This is a genomic window from uncultured Dysosmobacter sp. (genome assembly GCF_947631635.1).
Taxonomy (GTDB): domain Bacteria; phylum Bacillota; class Clostridia; order Oscillospirales; family Oscillospiraceae; genus Oscillibacter.
Map to the genome: position 1 here is coordinate 1 of NZ_CANRMB010000048.1, position 16,237 is coordinate 16,237.

The window sequence follows — 16,237 nt, forward strand, 5'->3', positions numbered from 1 at the left end:
TTGCAACTGCATTATACTCGCCCCCTTAGGGGTATTATAGCATATTTTTTGAGGAGGGGATTTGTCAACAGACCCAAGTTGTCCCAAAGTTTTTGTCTGTGTCACGGCGGCAAAGCCGCCGTTCCTTATATAATTTTGCTGCCTTGTTGCAAAGGTAGAAAACAAAGGATAGAATTATACCTCTCGTTGTGATATAGTTATTTTAATACAAACAACAGAAAGAGAGGGGAGCTTTGCATGATAACATCTGCGACCCTATTTAATTTCCAGCGTCAATACTGCGCCTACTATCGCACTTTGGAGGAAGATTTTGTTGCAACAGAGAAATATCTAACTGTGAACAAGGATAATTTTTCTGCATACTCCAATGAATTTGTTAAACTTCTTCAGGCAACATGCAGTGAATTGGATGTAATGTTAAAGGGACTTTGTAGGCTGATCGACCCGAAGTTTAAAGGTGAAACTATCAATACGTATTGCAAATGCATCCTTGACAGCAATCCCCATTTTGTGCGCGCGAATGTTTCACTTATCAGAGTTCAAGAAATTATGCTTGCTCCATGGGGTGAATGGCACTGCACCGAGAAAAGTGTAACAAATGGAAAGGTTGTTATTGAGGTAGATAACCCTAACTGGTGGACAATGTATAACAAGATAAAGCATGATAGGACCAAGGTTTGCCCCTCATCAAAGAAACCGTATTATAAATATGCAAACCAGGAGAATGTCCTAAATGCTCTTGCAGCTTTGTACATAGTTATATCGTACATTTTGCATATGCTTTGCCAGTATATTAGGCAAGAGGATGCAAGTCATTTTTTGACTGAGTGGTATACAGGTAGCAAGCTGTTTAATGGGGGGTTTGCGGTTACTGGAATAAGCAAGATACCAAACGCAACATCCCCTTGGGATTGATAAATAGTACAGTTTATCATAAATAGCAACTGATATGGTATAGTCATGTTAACTTTTGAAGCACAAATCGAGGGCAGGGAATGATATTATATTGCCTACCCCAAAATTAGCGTTTAAACCCCTTGCGCCACAAGGGATTGAGAAAGTAAAAAGCTAACACATCGGTGGTGGAAATATACCGGGTATGGCGTTCAACCCAATCCCCCCGCCCTTTCCCAATCATGGGAAAGGGGGCGGCTCTGGAGGATATATCCCCCGTCCCGCCGCTGGGGGTAGCACAGCCGTGACAGGCCGTCAAGGGCAAGCCGCCGCAAGCGGCGGTGCTACGCACCCTTGACGGCCTGCCCCGCCTGTGCTGGATTGACGGCGGCGACGGGGGATATACCACCAGAGCCATGCAATGCAAGGACTTCGGGACAAGTTGTCTCAGAGTGGAAATATAAAACAACGCAGGATGTAGGTGCTATCCCACATCCTGCGCTGTTCTTTTGTTGACCGCTCCTGCTTGACAGATGCCATAATTCAGTGTTTTTACGTTACTGTCTTATGAGCACCCAGCATTTGGCGGGGCGTTCTTCGTATTCAGTCCACTGTTTTTCCAAGGCGCCTGTACATGGTCTTTTTCACGGCCCGGAGAATATTCTCATAGCCCGTGCAGCGGCACAGGTGGCCGGACAGCAGCTTGCGCAGCTCCGCGTCCGTGTACTCCCTGCCGGATTCCAGAATCTCCACCGCCGTAAGGATGAAGCCGGGAGTGCAGAAGCCGCACTGGATGGCGGCCTCGTCCACGAAGGCCTGCTGGATGTCGGACAGCTCTCCGTTGGGACCAAGCAGCCCCTCCAGCGTGCGGATGCGCTTGCCCTCCGCCCAGACGGCCAGGTAGATGCAGGAGTTGAAGGCCTCGCCGTCAATGAGAACGTTGCAGGCGCCGCACTCCCCCACCTCGCAGCCCTTTTTGACAGAGGTTATTCGAAAGTCGTTGCGGAGCATGTCGGTCAGGCTGGCCCGGACATCCACGGTCCGCTCCACAGCCCGGCCGTTGAGGTTGAAGTGGACGGTCTGATATTGCATGACGTGCTTCTCCATTACAGCTCACCTCCCGCCAGTTTCACGGATTCGATGAAGGCCCGCCTGGCGCTCTCCACCGCGATATGCAGCCGGAAATCCTTGGCGGCCCGCCAGGAGTCCCGGGGATTGATGTCCTCCTTCACCGCCTGAGAGAAGGCCTCTGTCAGCTCCATGCTGACGGGCTTTCCCGCGGCCAGGGCCTCCGCTGTTTTGGCCCGCAGGGGCACCGGACCCGCCACGCCGAAGGCCACCCGGACCCGCTCCACCGTCTTTTTGTCGGCGGAGAGCCGGACGTTGACCGAGGTGCCCAGGGTCGCGATATCCATGGCATTGCGCATGGCGTACTTGATATAGTGGCCGAAGGTGTCCGCATAGCTCTCCTTCGGGATCAGGATGGCGGTCTGGAGCTCCCCCTCCCGGATGTCCACCTTGCCCGCTCGGATGTAGAATTCGCTGATGGGCTGGCGGCGGACACCGTCCGGCCCGGTCAGCTCCACGATGGCGTCATATGCGTGGAGCGTGGAGGCGGAGTCGGCGGAGGTGACGCCGTTGCAGGTGTTGCCGCCGATGGTGCCGATGTTGCGGATCTGAGGCCCGCCCACCTGGTCCACGGCCTCGCCCAGGACATTGATGTACTGCTGGATGATGGGGTCCCGGGTGATGTGGGAAAAGCTGGTGAGGGAGCCGATGCGGATGGTGCCGTCCTCCTCCAGGGAGACGCCCCGCAGCTCATCCAGACCATAGATGGAGATCAGCTCCACGCCGGCCCGCTTGCCCTCCCGCATCTGGACCAGCACATCACTGCCTCCGGCAATGATGTGCGCCTCGGGGTGGGTCTGGCGGAGGGCCACGGCGTCGGATACGCTCTGAGCCTGATACAGGGCTTTCATATCATACATAACGGGTTCCCTCCTTAATCTTTGATCAGCCCGGCCTCTTTGAATTGCCGATAGAGGACGTGGGGCGTGATGGGACAGCAGTCGATGGCAACGCCGGTAGCCTGCAGGATGGCGTTCCGAATGGCGGGGGCAGGCGAACAGGCCGGCGGCTCGCCCAGGGCCTTGGTCCCGTATGGGGAGGTGGGTTCCGGATTCTCCACGAACGCCGCCTGCAGCGCGGGATGGTCCATGAAAGTGGACAGCTTATAGTCCAGCAGGTTGTTGTTCAGCGGTTTGCCGGTCTTTTCATCGAACTTCAGCTCCTCGCTGAGGCCGTAGCCGATGGCCATGGACATGCCGCCGTGGACCTGGGCCTCCGCCAAGGCGGGGTTGATGAGGGTTCCGCAGTCATGGACATTGATGATGTTCAGGAGTTTTACTTTACACATTGGGATATCCACCTCCACCTCGGCAAAGGAGCAGCCGAAGGAGTAGGCGTTGGATTTGATCTGGGCCGTGGTCTCGGCGGTGATGTGCTGGCTGTGCTCCAGGGAGTACAGGCTCTCCGTCGCCAGGTCGCCCAGGGACTTCAGCACCCGGCCGTCGGACTTGTGGACGATCTGGCCGTCCACCAGGTCCAGATTGCCGACAGGCATCCGGGTCTGCTCATGGGCGATGTTCAAAATCCGCTCCCGCAGGGCCACTGCTGTCTGCATGATGGAGAAGCCGCCGATATAGGTCTGCCGGGAGGCATAGGCGCCGGTGCCGAAGGGGGTGACGTCGGTGTCCTGGGTGGATACCACGTGGACGTCGCTGAGGGGCACGCCCACGGCGTCCGCCACCATCTGGGAGTAGGCGGTGTCGCAGCCCTGGCCGATCTCCGTCTCGCCGGTCTGGAACTGGAGGGAGCCGTCCTGGTTCAGCACCATGCGGCAGGAGGAGGACTCCAGAGAAATGGGCCAGACCGCAGTGTTGTACCAGAACACGGCAAGGCCAATCCCCTTGCGGACCGGTCCTGTCTGGTTTTGATACTCCTCAAATTTGCGGCAATAGTCGATGGCCGCCATGCCCTTCTCCATGCACTGGTTGAAGGTGTCGGTATACAGCTCGTTTTTGGAGAAGCCGTCCACATAGCCCACGGGCATCAGGTTTTTCCGGCGGAACGCCAGGGGCGTCATGCCAATGGCTTTACAGATGTCGTCAATATGGCTCTCCCCTGCGAACATGGCCTGGGGGATGCCGTAGCCCCGCATGGCGCCGGCGGAGGGCCGGTTGGTGAACACCGTCCAGCTGTCGCACTCCAGATTGTCGCAGGGGTACAGCTGGGGGAAGGCGCCCATGCCCTTTGCCACGATGCCGTGGCCGTGGGAGGCATAGGCTCCCTGGTTGGAGAATGCCTCGAACTTCCGGGCCACCAGGGTGCCGTCAGGGCGGACGTAGGAGATGATGTGGGTGCGGATGGCGTGACGGACGCGGTTGGAGACGAAGGTCTCCTCCCGGCTGCATTCCAGCTTCACCAGGCGGCCGCCTACCTGGGTGGAGCACCAGGCGCAGAGGGGCTCATACAGGGCGTCCTGCTTGTTGCCGAAACCGCCGCCGATGTAGGGCTTCACGATGCGGACCTTGCCCCAGGGAATGCCCAGGGCCTGCCCCACCACCCGGCGGATGATGTGGGGGATCTGGGTCGAGGTGACCACCACCACGCGGCCCGCCTCCTCATAGGCGAAGCAGCCGTGGTTTTCGATGTGGCAGTGCTGGACCGTGGGGGTGTCGTACCAGCCCTCTACCTTGATAAGCCCCGGCTCCTTTCGTGCCGCCTCGTAATCGCCCCGGCGGATGTCCGTGTGGGCCAGAATATTGTGGGGATATTTCCCATGGAGCTGCGGCGCGCCGTCCTCCATGGCCTTCTGCACGTCCAGAACAAAGGGCAGCTCCTCATACTCCACCCGCAGGGCACGGATGCCCTGGGCGGCGGACACCTCGTCCTCCGCAATGACCACCGCCACCTCGTCTCCATAATAGCGGATATGGCGGTTCAGCAGCAGGCGGTCCGCCACATCCTGGTGATGGGGGTCCGTGGACCAGGGATGGCCCGCTGTGGGAAACGGGATCTGGGGAACGTCAAAGCAGGTCAGCACCCGCACCACGCCCGGCACGGCCTCCGCCGCTGTGACATCGATGGACTTCACGTAGCCGTGGGCAATGGTGGAATGGCAGATCTTTGCCACCAGGGCGCTGCGGTCACACAGGTCGTCCATGTACTTGGCGCGCCCGGCGGCCTTTTCATAGGCATCCACGCGGGTCACGCTTTTTCCAACACTTTTGCTCATAGGGCTGCCCTCCTTTTCGGAATAACGTCTCGCTCCGGATTGACTTGCCGGGGCGAAACCGGATATACTATCCATATACAATAAAATTTACGAATGGGGAATTTCAACGATGGAAACTTTGAAGATCGGGTGTGTGGTCATGGCCGCCGGAAACGCCAGGCGCTATGGCGGCAATAAGCTGGCGGCACAGCTGCAGGGGCGCTCGCTGATCCTGCGGACTTTGGAGGCCGTGCCGGGAGAACTGTTTGATTCTGTGGTGGTCGTGACTCAATATCCCGAGATCATAAATCTTGTAAAGGAATTTCACTTTTCAGCCGTTCACAACGACCACCCGGAGTATGGCATCAGCCACACCATTGAACTGGGGCTGACCGGCCTGCGGGACTGCAGCGGCGTGCTGTTTCTGGTGTCCGACCAGCCCCTGCTGCGCCGAGAGAGCGTGGCGGACCTGGTGCGGTTCTGGAAAACACAGCCAGACAGGATCGCGGCGCTGGGCCACAACGGCGTCCGGGGCAATCCCTGCCTGTTCCCCGCCCGCTTTTTCCCGGAGCTGATGGAGCTTCAGGAGGACCACGGCGGGAACACCGTCATCCGGCGGCATGAGGAGGATCTGGTGCTGATGGAGGTGGCGGCGCAGGAGCTGACGGACGTGGACACGCCCCAGGCCATGGAAGAGCTGAGAGTAAAGCGGTAAGAGTGGGGTGTCAGGGGCGGGAACCGCCCCTGATTTTTTATTCCAGAATATCGTCTACAGCCTCGTCCACCTCAGGATTTCGCAGATTCATGGCATAGTCCACCAGCCAGGCAAAAGCTTCGGGGAAACCCTCTTGCAGCATCTCCGCCGCCCGGCGGAACTCCCATTCCTGCCATTCCCTTTCCTGAAACAGGCATTGGGGAACAACCTTTGGAAGGTGGTCCCGAACCCATGAAGGGGGCAAATGCTGAATAGTCCTTCGTGCCGCCATGATATTGGCTGCATTCTGGCTGAGACAGCCGGTTTCCAGGATTTCCCGGAGAATATACTCCCCTGTGGGCTCTGGGAACGTCTGGATATCCGAAAGCCGTCCAAATGCGCCCGGGTAAACACAGTTCACCCGATCTATAATCAAATAACTTGAAAAGTGATATATTCACTTTTCAAGTATCACAGCGCATCTGCGCTGTGACAGGCCGCGGACCGCGGCCTTGATTTGCATTTCATAGTCCATCACTGCGCGCTTTACGCGCAGCGGGCATCGCCCGCTTGAAAAATCCCATGCGATTTTTCAAGTTCATGGACTATATCAGCCGCTGTTCATAGCTGTTCCCTGTCATTTACGAGTATAGGGCGTATTCTCCAGCGGCAGGGACGTGCGGAGATGGCCGTCATAGCGGAAATAGGCGTCTGCGATGGCGGGGGCCGTGGGGATAGACGTGATCTCACCAATGCCGATGGCACCGCAGGCCACATTCAGTCCCTCTTTTTCCACGATGATGGGAGTGATCTCCGGGATCTGATTGGCCCGGAACAATCCCAGGGTGCCGTATTTGGCGGTGGGCTTGCAGTCGGTCAGGGGATAGCGCTCCGTCAGGGCAAAGCCCATGGACATCACCACGCCGCCCTCAATCTGGCCCTCGATAGACAGGGGATTTACGGCCTTGCCCACATCGTGGGCGGCCACGATCTGTTCGAGCCTGCCCTCTTCGTTCAGGATGCAGACCTGGGTGGCGTAGCCGTAGGCGATGTGGCTGACGGGGTTGGGCACATCCGCGCCCAACGGGTCCGTCTTGCCCAGGTACTCACCGTAGAACTCCTGGCCGTCCATGTCTGTTAAGGATTTTTCCTTTAGTGTCTTTCGCAGGTCCTCGCAGGCGCGGCGGCAGGCCTCGCCGGTGAACAGCGTCTGGCGAGAGCCGGAGGTGGTGCCGGAATCCGGTGCGAAATAGGTGTTGGACCGCTCATAGACCACGTTTTCCGGGGCGATCCCGGTCTGGTCGCAGACCATCTGGGTGAGGACCGTGCCAAGACCCTGGCCGATGCAGGAGGCGCCGGCAAAGATGTGGACCCTGCCGTCCCGCACCACGAGCCGTACCCGGCCGGTATCCGGGATGCCCACGCCCACGCCCGCGTTCTTCATGGCGCAGGCGATGCCCGCATATTTTGCCTTATCGTAATAGGGCTTCACGGCCTCCAGCGTCTCCACCAGGCCGGTGGAGTGATCCACGATCTGGCCGTTGGGCAGCTCCTGCCCTGGGCGGATGGCGTTGCGGTAACGGATCTCCCAGGGGCTGATGCCCACCAGGTCCGCCATCTGGTTCAGCAGGGTTTCGATGCAGAAGCAGGTCTGGGTCACGCCAAAGCCCCGGAAGGCTCCGGCAGGGGGATTGTTGGTGTAATAGGCCCAGCCGTCAATTTCAAAATTCTGATAGTTGTAGGGTCCGGCGGCGTGGGTGCAGGCCCGCTCCAGCACCGGACCACCCAGAGAGGCATATGCGCCGGTATCGGCGATGACCTCCGCCACCACGCCCTGGATGATGCCGTTTTCGTCGCAGCCCAGGGCAAACTCCATCTCCATGGGGTGGCGCTTGGGATGGATCAAAATACTCTCGGCCCGGGTCAGCTTTACCTTGACGGGCCGTTTTGTCAGATAGGCGATAAGGGCGGCATGGTGCTGGACCGTCACGTCCTCCTTGCCGCCGAAGCCCCCGCCCACCAGGCAGTTGCGGACCTTCACCTGCTCCGCAGGCAGGTCCAGCATCCCCATGGTCTCGTGCTGGGTGTCATAGGCGCCCTGGTCTGTCGAGAGGATCATCACGCCGTCTCCATCGGGATAGGCCACAGCACACTCCGGCTCCAGGAAGGCGTGCTCCGTCCAGGGGGTGGAAAACCGCTGGGTCAGGATGTGCTTGCTCTTGGCGATCGCCATGGCGGGATTTCCCCGCTGGATATGCTTGTGGGCCAGCAGGTTGCCCTCCTTATGGACCAGGGGCGCGTCGGGCAGCATGGCCTCCCGGGGGCTGCGGACCATGGGCAGCTCCTCATAGTCCACCTTCACCAGCGCCTTGGCCTGGACCAGGATCTCCGGCGTCTCAGCGGCCACCAGGCAGATGGCGTCGCCCAGGTAGTGGGTGATCTCCCCCACGGCGATCATGGTGTCCCAGTCCTTTTTCAGGTGCCCCACCTTGTTGCTGCCGGGAATGTCGGCAGCGGTGAACACGCCCACCACGCCGGGAAGGGCCTTGGCCTCCTCCGTGTGGATAGCCAGCACCCGTGCCCGGGGATATTGAGAGCGGACCGCACTGCCGTAGATCATGCCGTCCAGGTACATGTCATCCGGATAAATGCCGGTGCCGGTGACCTTTTCCTTTACGTCCACCCGGGGGACCCGCGCGCCCAGGGACCAGTCCCTGGGGACCTCCGGCACCTCGCCCCTGCGGAACAGTTCCGCCGCCAGCAGGATGCCGTCGATGATCTTCACATAGCCGGTGCAGCGGCAGATGTTATTGCGGATGGCAAAGGCCGCCTCCTCCCGTGTCGGGTTCGGATTTTGGTCCAGCAAGCCCTTGGCGCTCATGACCATGCCGGGGATACAGAAGCCGCACTGGACGGCGCCCGCCATGCCGAAGGCGTATGTATAGACGTCCCGCTCAAGCGGCGACAGGCCCTCCACGGTGACGATGCGCTTTCCCTCCAGCCTGTCGGTCTGAGGGATACACGCCTTTGTGGGTTTGCCGTCGATGAGAACGGTGCAGGTGCCGCAGGCGCCCTCGCTGCATCCGTCCTTCACGCTGGTAAGGTGCAGCGTATCCCGCAGGTAACGGAGCAGTTTTTGGTTTTTCTCGACGGTCACGGACTGGCCGTTCACGGTAAAAGTCGCCATGAATGTCTCCTCCTTGGCTGCCGTGCCCAACCCTGGTCCCACGGTCATTTTGTTCGGTTTTTCGGAAAGGTCAACCTTTCCGCTTTTTTTCATTATACTATATGCCGTCCACCGCCGCAACCATACTTTTGAGCTTTCGTTATTCTAAATTTTAAATAACGTTGGAAGCTGCCAGCCGATCAGCAGAGCCCCCCGGCGGACCGTGACCGTGGCTGTGGGTTCCATGATGTGGTTGCTCACTCCCAGGGGAAATTCCGGCGTCAAAACAGCGTCGGACAGGGGATATTGAAACCCGGTCTCGTCGATCCCCTCCGCCCGGTCCCCCAGGCAGAAGGCGGAAAACAGCCCCCAATCCACCGTTTTTTCCACCGTAAAGCTCTCGTTCTCGATGGCGGTCCACACGAAATCATCGCCATATACATAGCCCCGCGCTCCCCGGCGGCGGAGAAACAGCAGGGTCTGAAGGTTCGCCAGGGTGTGGTCCAGCCGCTTGCCGCCGGTGCCGCCGTAGATGTACATGGTATCGCAGCCCTGCTCCAGCGCGGTCTTGACCGCCAGCATGGTGTCCGTATCGTCCTTCTCCACCGGAGAGCGGCGGATGTTGGCAAAATCCGCAGGCTGGTCCATGGAATCAAAGTCCCCCAGCAGCAGGTCCGGAACGATCCCCGCCTGCCGGCAGGCCAAATAGCCCGCGTCCGCGGCGATCACAAGATCACCGGGGCCCGGGACTTCCCGCAGTCCGTAGAAGGTCCCGGCAGCGAAGATGAAGCAGCGTTTCATGGTCATATCACTCCTTGTGCGGTCATTGGGGATCGGCGCTCCGTTTTCCGCCCTCTCCCTCCCGCCTGTTTTTTGTCAGTGTACCACGTTCTCCCTGCCTTCGCAAGAAAAACGGCCCGCCGGAGGATTCCGGCGGGCCGCTGGGGTTCACATGATATGCTCTTCGCAGAAATTGTCCAGCACCCGGTACCCCATCTCCCCCGGCTCTGCCACGGGAAATTCCGCAACCGTCACGGGATCAAAGGCCGGACACAGCCGCTTTTCCGGCTCCAGACGCAGGACCGGCGTTTTGTCAGGCCTGTCATTACCGGCCTTTTTTGTTTTCAACATCAAATCACCCCAGTGAAAGTGTTTGCGAAAATGGGGCGATTATGTAGGACCATGCTGTTTCCTGTCTCCCTCGTGCCAAAAGCTGCCATGCAGGCCAAGTTTGTCCATTCTTTTTACTTCAGACTCGCGCCAAAGCGTTTCAATTCCGCCGGCTTCCGCGCGGAGACGGCGGAATGATCTGCCCGGATGGTTCAAAAACCGTATGGATGAGCTGCGTTTGGGAGGCCCTTTCCATCTGGCATACCATAGCTCCGTCTTTGTCCGGGAAGGGCTGGGCTGCCTTTTGGCCTTTGCGCATCTGGTGGATACCAGTGAGGAGAGCGGCTTGGTTTTCCGCCCGCTCTCCCCTGCCCTGGAAACAAAGATGTATATCATCTGGAAAAAGCGGCAGGTATTTGTGCCCATTACGGAGCGGTTCATTACTGCTCTGCAAATGTATCCAGGCAGCACAGCCGCACATTGAACGGCCGATCACCGCGTCAATTTGAGGAGGGCGCCTCCGCAAATCCCCAGTATGGTAATATATAATAAAAAGCCCCAAGCCTTTCAAGAAAAAGGCTTGGAGATAAAAACGAGTATGTTGAAGCCCCTGCTCCGGCGAGTGAAAAATAGGCCGTTTTTTGTGTGAAATTTCATGTGAAATTGACCCTGTTTTTTTCACATGAAGCCATATTTTTTCACACGAAAGACGTTAAAAGAACATAATTGAATACCCCGCAAACCGTTGAAAACAAAGGAAAAATCCCGGAACCGTTGAGGCTCCGGGATCCTCTTTTGGCAGCGGGTGAAGGATTCGAACCCTCACATACAGAGTCAGAGTCTGCTGTGCTACCTTTACACAAACCCGCTATATCTGTCCGCCGCAGCGAACAGATATTATTATACAAAGATTTTCTTTTTTGTCAATAGGTCATGGAAAAATATTTTTGTTTTTTCTCAGTTTTTACGGCCGCCGAAAAGGCCCTTCAAAAATCCGCCCTTTTCCTTCTCCTTTGGCGTCTTTTGCGTTTTTTCCAGGCGCTCCACAGCCTCCGCCGCGCCTTCATAATCCTGTTTGGCGGCGGCGCGGTACAGCTCCAGCGCTTTGCTCAGGTCCTGGCTGACGCCCTTGCCGTTTTCATAGCACCAGGCCAGATTGTACTGGGCCCGAGGGCTCTCCTGCTCCGCGGCACGGGTATACCAGGCCACCGCGTCTTTCCAGCTCTGTTCCACGCCCACGCCGGTCTCATACAGGTAGCCCAGGTTGCACGCAGCCGCCCGGTCGCCCTTTTTGGCAGCCTGCCGGTAAAACTCCGCCGCCTTATTGCGGTCCTTGTGGATGCCGTGGCCGAACTCATAGCAAACGCCTAAATTGCACAGGGCGCGGGGATAGCCCTGGTCCGCTGCGGCCTGATACCACTTCACCGCGTTTTCCCAGCTCTGTTCCACACCGCGGCCCGCCTCATACATGTACCCCAGGTCGCACTGTGCCGCCGCATCGCCCTGTTCAGCCGCCTTGCGGTACCATTCCACGGCCTTTCCCAGGTCCGCTTCCACGCCCTCGCCGTACTCATAGCACACGCCCAGATTGCACTGGGCAGGGGCATATCCGGCGTCGGCGGCCTTCTGATACCACCGGACTGCGGCAGCCGGGTCCTGCTCCACGCCGCGGCCCTGCTTGCAGAATACGCCCATGCAGAACATGCCTCGGGGATCGTCCTGTTCCGCCGCCTTCCGGTACCAGTGGGCCGCCCGCTTCAGATTCAGCTCCACGCCCTTGCCGTTCTCATAGCACCAGGCCAGGTTGCACTGGGCGCGGGGCATCCCCTGCTGGGCGGCGGTGCTGTACCACTTCACCGCGTTTTCCCAGCTCTGCTCCACGCCGCGGCCGATCTCATAGAGGAAGCCCAGGTTGCACTGGCCAGGCGCGTTGCCGGCCTTCGCGGCCCTGCGGTACAGCTCCGCCGCTTTTTTGAAATCCTGCTTCACGCCCTCGCCGCGCTCATAGCATACGCCCAGATCGCACATCGCGGGGGCGGAGCCGGCATCCGCCGCCTTTTGATACCACTTCACGGCCTCGGCAGAATCCTGCGCCACGCCATAGCCGTAGTCATAGGCACGGGCCACGCTGAACAGGCCCCGGGGATCCCCCTGGTCCGCGGCCTTTCGGTACCAGGCCAGAGCCGCCTCCAGGTCCCGCTCCACGCCTTTGCCGTTTTCGTAGCACCAGGCCAGATTGCACTGGCCCCGGGGCAGGCCCAGGTCCGCGGCCTTGCGGTACCAGGTGGTGGCCTCCTCCCAGCTCTGTTCCACGCCCTCGCCGCACTCATACAGGTACCCCAGGCAGCAGGCACCGTCCTCGTCCCCCTGCTCTGCGGCCTTGCGGTACCAAGCGGCCGCCTCCTCCTTGTTCAGCGGCACGCCCCGGCCCCGCTCACAGCAAAAGCCCATGCACACCTGACCGCGGGGATACTCCTGGTCCGCGGCGGCGCGATACAGCTTCGCGGCTGCGGCGTAATCCTGCTCCACACCCTTGGCGTGCTCATAACACCAGGCCAGGTTGCACTGGGCGCGGGGATAGCCCTGGTCTGCGGCGGCCTGATACCACTTCACCGCCTCCTCCCAGCTCTGTTCCACACCGCGGCCCGCCTCGTAGCAGAAGCCCAGGCAGCACTGTCCCGGCGCATGGTCCTGGTCGGCTGCGGCACGATACCACTTCACCGCCTGTTCCAGGTCCTCCTGGACGCCGGTGCCGAATTCCAGACAGCGGCCCAGCTCGGTCTGCGCGGCAGGATAGCCCAGCCAGGCGGCGGACTGATACCACTTGGCGGCCTCAGCGTCGTTCTGCTCGATGCCGGCGCCCCGGCGGCAGGCCTCGCCCAGCAGGAACTGCGCCCGGGGAAAGCCCTGTTCAGCGCCCTTCTGAAAACACTCCAGCGCCTTGCCCTCATCTTTTTCCACGCCAATGCCGTAGGCATAGCAGTAGCCCAGATTGGTCAGGGCGGGCATATACTCCCGGGCCGCAGCCTGGGCGTACAGCAGCACCGCCTGCTTCGGGTCCGCAGGCACGCCGATGCCCGCTTCCAGGCACCAGCCCAGATTGGTCAGGCCCAGGGGGTCGCCCATAGCCGCCGCCCGCTGGTAGCAGGCCAGGGCATCCGTCTTCCGTCCCTCGTCCACAGACTGGTTCCCCAGGGTCACCCAATCTCCGGCGGTCAGTTCCTCCTCGGTCAGGGCGACAAAAAATGTGCCGCCGCAGCGGGGACAGACATCCGGTTCCTCCGGGGCCACAAAGCCGCAGTCCGGATTTTCACAGCGATAGTATTCCATATGTAAAATTCCCTCCTGTCAGGTATGCGGGCCGTCCTTGTCAAAGGCGGCGTCACAATTGTAGAAATCCAAAAACGAATAGGCGTTCCCCCGATATTTAAAACCGGGGAAGGTGTCCAGCTGAACACCGTGGATCGCCCGAAAAATGCTCTTTTCAATATTGGGATTCGTGCGTTTCAGCTGCCGCAGCAGGACCTTGATCTCCTGCCGCTTGCTCTCCCCCACGCCGTCCCCTGAGGCATCCCGCGCCTCCGTGAAGCGGCAGGCGCACTGGAGAAAACGCAGGTGGTTATAGTTCTTCCAGGCGATGATGGCGTCCTCATGGACACAGTACAGCGGGCGGATCAGCTCCATGTTGGGAAAATTTTTGCTGTGGAGCTTCGGCGGCATGGCCTGGACCTGGGCGCCGTAAAACAGGCCCAGCAGCGTGGTCTCCACCACGTCGGAAAAGTGGTGGCCCAGGGCGATCTTGTTGCAGCCCAGCTCCTGAGCCTTGGCATACAGGCAGCCCCGGCGCATCCGGGCGCATAGGTAGCAGGGGTTTTTCTCCACCTGAACCGTAACATCAAAGATGTCGCTCTCGAAGATCGTAATGGGGATACCCAGCAGGGCGGCGTTTTCCTCGATCAGCTTTCTGTTCTCCGGGTTGTATCCGGGATCCATCACCAGAAAGGTCAGTTCAAAGGGCTGCTCCGTGTGCCTTTGCAGCTCCTGCATCAGCTTGGCGAGGACCATGGAGTCCTTGCCGCCGGAGATGCACACGGCGATATGGTCCCCCGGGGACACCAGCTCATACCGCTTGACAGCGGCGATAAATGGGTTCCACAGGGTCTTTCGATAGGTCTTGATGAGACTGCGCTCGGCAGTCTCCCGCGGCGTCAATTCACGGGACATCGGGTACCTCCGGGGAAATGAAAAGTCACGGCGCTCGGCCACCCGGCTCAAAGCCAAATGGCTCCCAATTTCAGGATGGATGCAAACATCCGGCGGTGCCAGGGCCGCTGCTCCCATTCCTCCAGCGTATAGCGGGCGCTCTCCGCCATCGTATGGTCCAGGTCCTCCAGCAGCTCCTCCACCGCAGGCATGTGGTACAGCAGCACACCGCATTCATAGTGGAGCTGGAAGGTTCGGTAATCCATGTTCGTGCTGCCGATCAGCGCCACCTCCCTATCCACCAGAACGCTCTTGGCGTGCAGGAAGCCGGGGGAGTACTTGTAGATCTTGACGCCGTGGCGCAGCAGCTCCCCCCAGTAGGTCTCCGCCACCATGTAGGTCAGCTTGTGATCCGGAACGGCGGGGATCATCAGCCGCACATCCACTCCGGCGTCCGCGGCAATGCACAGTGTTTTCTGCATGGACTCCTCCACGGCATAATAGGGCGTGGTGAGGTATAGCAGCCGCTTGGCGGAGGCGATGAGCTGCAGGTAGGTCTCCTCGATGGGGTTGTCGGGGTTGTTCAGCGGCCCGTCGGTAAAGGGCTGGCAGAAGCCCGGGGCCTCCGGGCCGTCGTGACGGGGCCGGTAATAGTCGTCCTCGTTGGACAGGGTCCTGCCGATCATCTTCCACATCTGGATGAACTGGGCGGCAAACCCCCAGGCCCCCTCCCCCTCGATGCGGACGGCGCTGTCCTTCCAGTGGCCGAAGCGGACGATCAGGTTGGCGTACTCGTCCGCGATGTTGATGCCGCCCGTATAGGCGAACTGACCGTCGATCACGGCAATCTTGCGGTGGTCCCGGTAGTTGAAATAGATGCGGTTGACATAACGATGGACCGGATTAAAGACCTCCACCTCGATGCCCGCGTCCTGCATGGCCTGCAGCGTCGTGTCGGACAGGCGGGTCAGGTTGCCGAAGTCGTCAAAAATGATACGGACCTCCACCCCGGCGGCCGCCTTCTCCTTCAATACCCGGAAGATCCGGTCCCAGACCTGGCCCTCCGCCAGGATATAGTACTCCAGAAAAATATAGATCTCCGCATGGGACATGTGGTCGATCAGGTCGTCAAAAAACGCCGTGCCGTCGCCAAAATACTTGGCGGCGGTGTTCCGGTAGAGCAGGAATCCCCGCTTTTGCAGATACGCCGCCAGACGGCCCCACGCCGGGGATTGCCGCTTCAGACGGCTCAGGTTGGCCTCGCTGCCCATGCACTGGCTCTCCCGCTGGGGGACGGGCGGAACGTTTCGCAGGCTCAGACGCTTGGCCTGATGGGTTCCTCCCCACAGGCAGAACAGGATCATGCCGGACACCGGCAGCGCCAGCAGCAGGCACATCCAGACCAGTTTATAGGAGGGGCTGCCTGGGCGCTGGTACACCCGGATAGCCAGGATCGCGCCGATGAACACCAGCAGCGCATAGACATAGCTGGCCTTCTCCCGCAGGAAGTAGGTCAGCAGCAGTGTGGTGATGATCTGGGCGATGACCGTCAGCGCGCACATGGAGATACTGGTGACGGCGGAGATCCGCCGCTCGGTCCGTTCCGTTGGATGGGGCAGCTTTTTGTGCATGGACAGTCACCTCCTGTAGCTTCCAGTTTCAGCAGCTCATCAGAGTATTATACAGGAAAATGTGCCGGGCTTCAATGACAATTCTGTGAATTGGCAAAAAACATCTCAAAACGAAAAAACAGCCCTGCCTCAGACTGGATGCCTGCGGCAGGACTGTTCTGTTATCTGCTTTTACGCAGGAGGGCCTGCTTGATGTCCCAGAGCTTCTGACTGAGATCCACGTAAAAGGTGTGGGGATTCTCAAACCGCTTGACCTCGTCCCA

Annotated in this window: 13 protein-coding genes and 1 tRNA gene; 2 read left to right on the forward strand and 12 right to left on the reverse strand. The window is 59.4% G+C overall.

Going from position 1 to position 16,237, the window contains the following annotated elements:
- Positions 1–237: 237 nt before the first annotated feature.
- Entirely contained in the window at positions 238–915 is a 678-nt protein-coding gene (locus Q0Z71_RS16610) for a hypothetical protein (RefSeq protein ID WP_298025159.1), read from the forward strand.
- 582 nt (positions 916–1,497) lie between these two features.
- Here Q0Z71_RS16610 and xdhC read toward each other — a convergent pair.
- Genes xdhC through xdhA form a run of 3 tightly spaced genes read right to left on the reverse strand, consistent with a single transcriptional unit; the run spans position 1,498 to position 5,191 of the window.
- Positions 1,498–2,001, reverse strand: coding sequence for a xanthine dehydrogenase subunit XdhC (gene xdhC / locus Q0Z71_RS16615; protein ID WP_298025162.1), 504 nt, complete (start codon positions 1,999–2,001; stop codon positions 1,498–1,500).
- Positions 2,001–2,882, reverse strand: a complete 882-nt coding sequence (gene xdhB / locus Q0Z71_RS16620; protein WP_298025165.1) for a xanthine dehydrogenase subunit XdhB — start codon at positions 2,880–2,882, stop codon at positions 2,001–2,003. The genes xdhC and xdhB overlap by 1 nt, the downstream gene beginning before the upstream one ends.
- 14 nt (positions 2,883–2,896) lie before the next feature.
- Positions 2,897–5,191 carry a xanthine dehydrogenase subunit XdhA gene (gene xdhA, locus Q0Z71_RS16625; protein ID WP_298025169.1) on the reverse strand — a complete coding sequence of 765 codons (2,295 nt, stop codon included), beginning with the start codon at positions 5,189–5,191 and terminating at the stop codon, positions 2,897–2,899.
- Positions 5,192–5,300: 109 nt separating this feature from the next.
- Between xdhA and Q0Z71_RS16630 the strand changes: the two genes are divergently transcribed.
- Complete coding sequence (locus tag Q0Z71_RS16630; RefSeq protein ID WP_298025172.1) at positions 5,301–5,885, forward strand: nucleotidyltransferase family protein; 585 nt, start codon at positions 5,301–5,303, stop codon at positions 5,883–5,885.
- 37 nt (positions 5,886–5,922) lie between these two features.
- On the opposite strand, the gene Q0Z71_RS16635 is transcribed toward Q0Z71_RS16630, so the two are convergent.
- The 9 genes from Q0Z71_RS16635 to Q0Z71_RS17190 form a co-directional block, all read right to left on the reverse strand.
- On the reverse strand, positions 5,923–6,129 hold the full coding sequence (locus tag Q0Z71_RS16635; protein WP_298025174.1) for a hypothetical protein: 207 nt from the start codon (positions 6,127–6,129) through the stop codon (positions 5,923–5,925).
- Positions 6,130–6,501: 372 nt separating this feature from the next.
- Complete coding sequence (gene xdh, locus Q0Z71_RS16640) at positions 6,502–9,051, reverse strand: selenium-dependent xanthine dehydrogenase (protein ID WP_298025176.1); 2,550 nt, start codon at positions 9,049–9,051, stop codon at positions 6,502–6,504.
- Positions 9,052–9,195: 144 nt separating this feature from the next.
- A complete protein-coding gene (locus tag Q0Z71_RS16645) occupies positions 9,196–9,831 on the reverse strand; it encodes a thiamine diphosphokinase (protein ID WP_298025179.1) in 636 nt (211 codons plus the stop codon).
- A gap of 147 nt (positions 9,832–9,978) precedes the next feature.
- A complete protein-coding gene (locus tag Q0Z71_RS16650) occupies positions 9,979–10,161 on the reverse strand; it encodes a hypothetical protein (protein ID WP_298025182.1) in 183 nt (60 codons plus the stop codon).
- 775 nt (positions 10,162–10,936) lie between these two features.
- Positions 10,937–11,010 (reverse strand) — tRNA-Gln (locus Q0Z71_RS16655).
- Between the two features lie 87 nt (positions 11,011–11,097).
- Positions 11,098–13,470: an SEL1-like repeat protein gene (locus tag Q0Z71_RS16660; RefSeq protein WP_298025185.1), complete on the reverse strand. Its 2,373-nt coding sequence runs from the start codon at positions 13,468–13,470 to the stop codon at positions 11,098–11,100.
- 18 nt (positions 13,471–13,488) lie between these two features.
- A complete protein-coding gene (locus tag Q0Z71_RS16665; protein WP_298025187.1) occupies positions 13,489–14,364 on the reverse strand; it encodes an ATP-binding protein in 876 nt (291 codons plus the stop codon).
- Positions 14,365–14,411: 47 nt separating this feature from the next.
- Complete coding sequence (cls, locus tag Q0Z71_RS16670; protein ID WP_298025190.1) at positions 14,412–15,974, reverse strand: cardiolipin synthase; 1,563 nt, start codon at positions 15,972–15,974, stop codon at positions 14,412–14,414.
- 161 nt (positions 15,975–16,135) lie between these two features.
- Positions 16,136–16,237, reverse strand: a 102-nt coding sequence (locus Q0Z71_RS17190; RefSeq protein ID WP_363316742.1) for a hypothetical protein, incomplete at its 5' end; no start/stop codon positions are given.

Excerpts from the sequence above, each read along its gene's own strand:
- xdh (WP_298025176.1), bottom strand. The coding sequence starts at position 9,051 with ATGGCGACTTTTACCGTGAACGGCCAGTCCGTGACCGTCGAGAAAAAC.
- xdhC (WP_298025162.1), bottom strand. The coding sequence starts at position 2,001 with ATGGAGAAGCACGTCATGCAATATCAGACCGTCCACTTCAACCTCAAC.
- Q0Z71_RS16650 (WP_298025182.1), bottom strand. The coding sequence starts at position 10,161 with ATGTTGAAAACAAAAAAGGCCGGTAATGACAGGCCTGACAAAACGCCG.
- Q0Z71_RS16630 (WP_298025172.1), top strand. The coding sequence starts at position 5,301 with ATGGAAACTTTGAAGATCGGGTGTGTGGTCATGGCCGCCGGAAACGCC.
- Q0Z71_RS16645 (WP_298025179.1), bottom strand. The coding sequence starts at position 9,831 with ATGAAACGCTGCTTCATCTTCGCTGCCGGGACCTTCTACGGACTGCGG.
- Q0Z71_RS16660 (WP_298025185.1), bottom strand. The coding sequence starts at position 13,470 with ATGGAATACTATCGCTGTGAAAATCCGGACTGCGGCTTTGTGGCCCCG.
- Q0Z71_RS16610 (WP_298025159.1), top strand. The coding sequence starts at position 238 with ATGATAACATCTGCGACCCTATTTAATTTCCAGCGTCAATACTGCGCC.
- Q0Z71_RS16665 (WP_298025187.1), bottom strand. The coding sequence starts at position 14,364 with ATGTCCCGTGAATTGACGCCGCGGGAGACTGCCGAGCGCAGTCTCATC.
- xdhB (WP_298025165.1), bottom strand. The coding sequence starts at position 2,882 with ATGTATGATATGAAAGCCCTGTATCAGGCTCAGAGCGTATCCGACGCC.
- cls (WP_298025190.1), bottom strand. The coding sequence starts at position 15,974 with ATGCACAAAAAGCTGCCCCATCCAACGGAACGGACCGAGCGGCGGATC.
- xdhA (WP_298025169.1), bottom strand. The coding sequence starts at position 5,191 with ATGAGCAAAAGTGTTGGAAAAAGCGTGACCCGCGTGGATGCCTATGAA.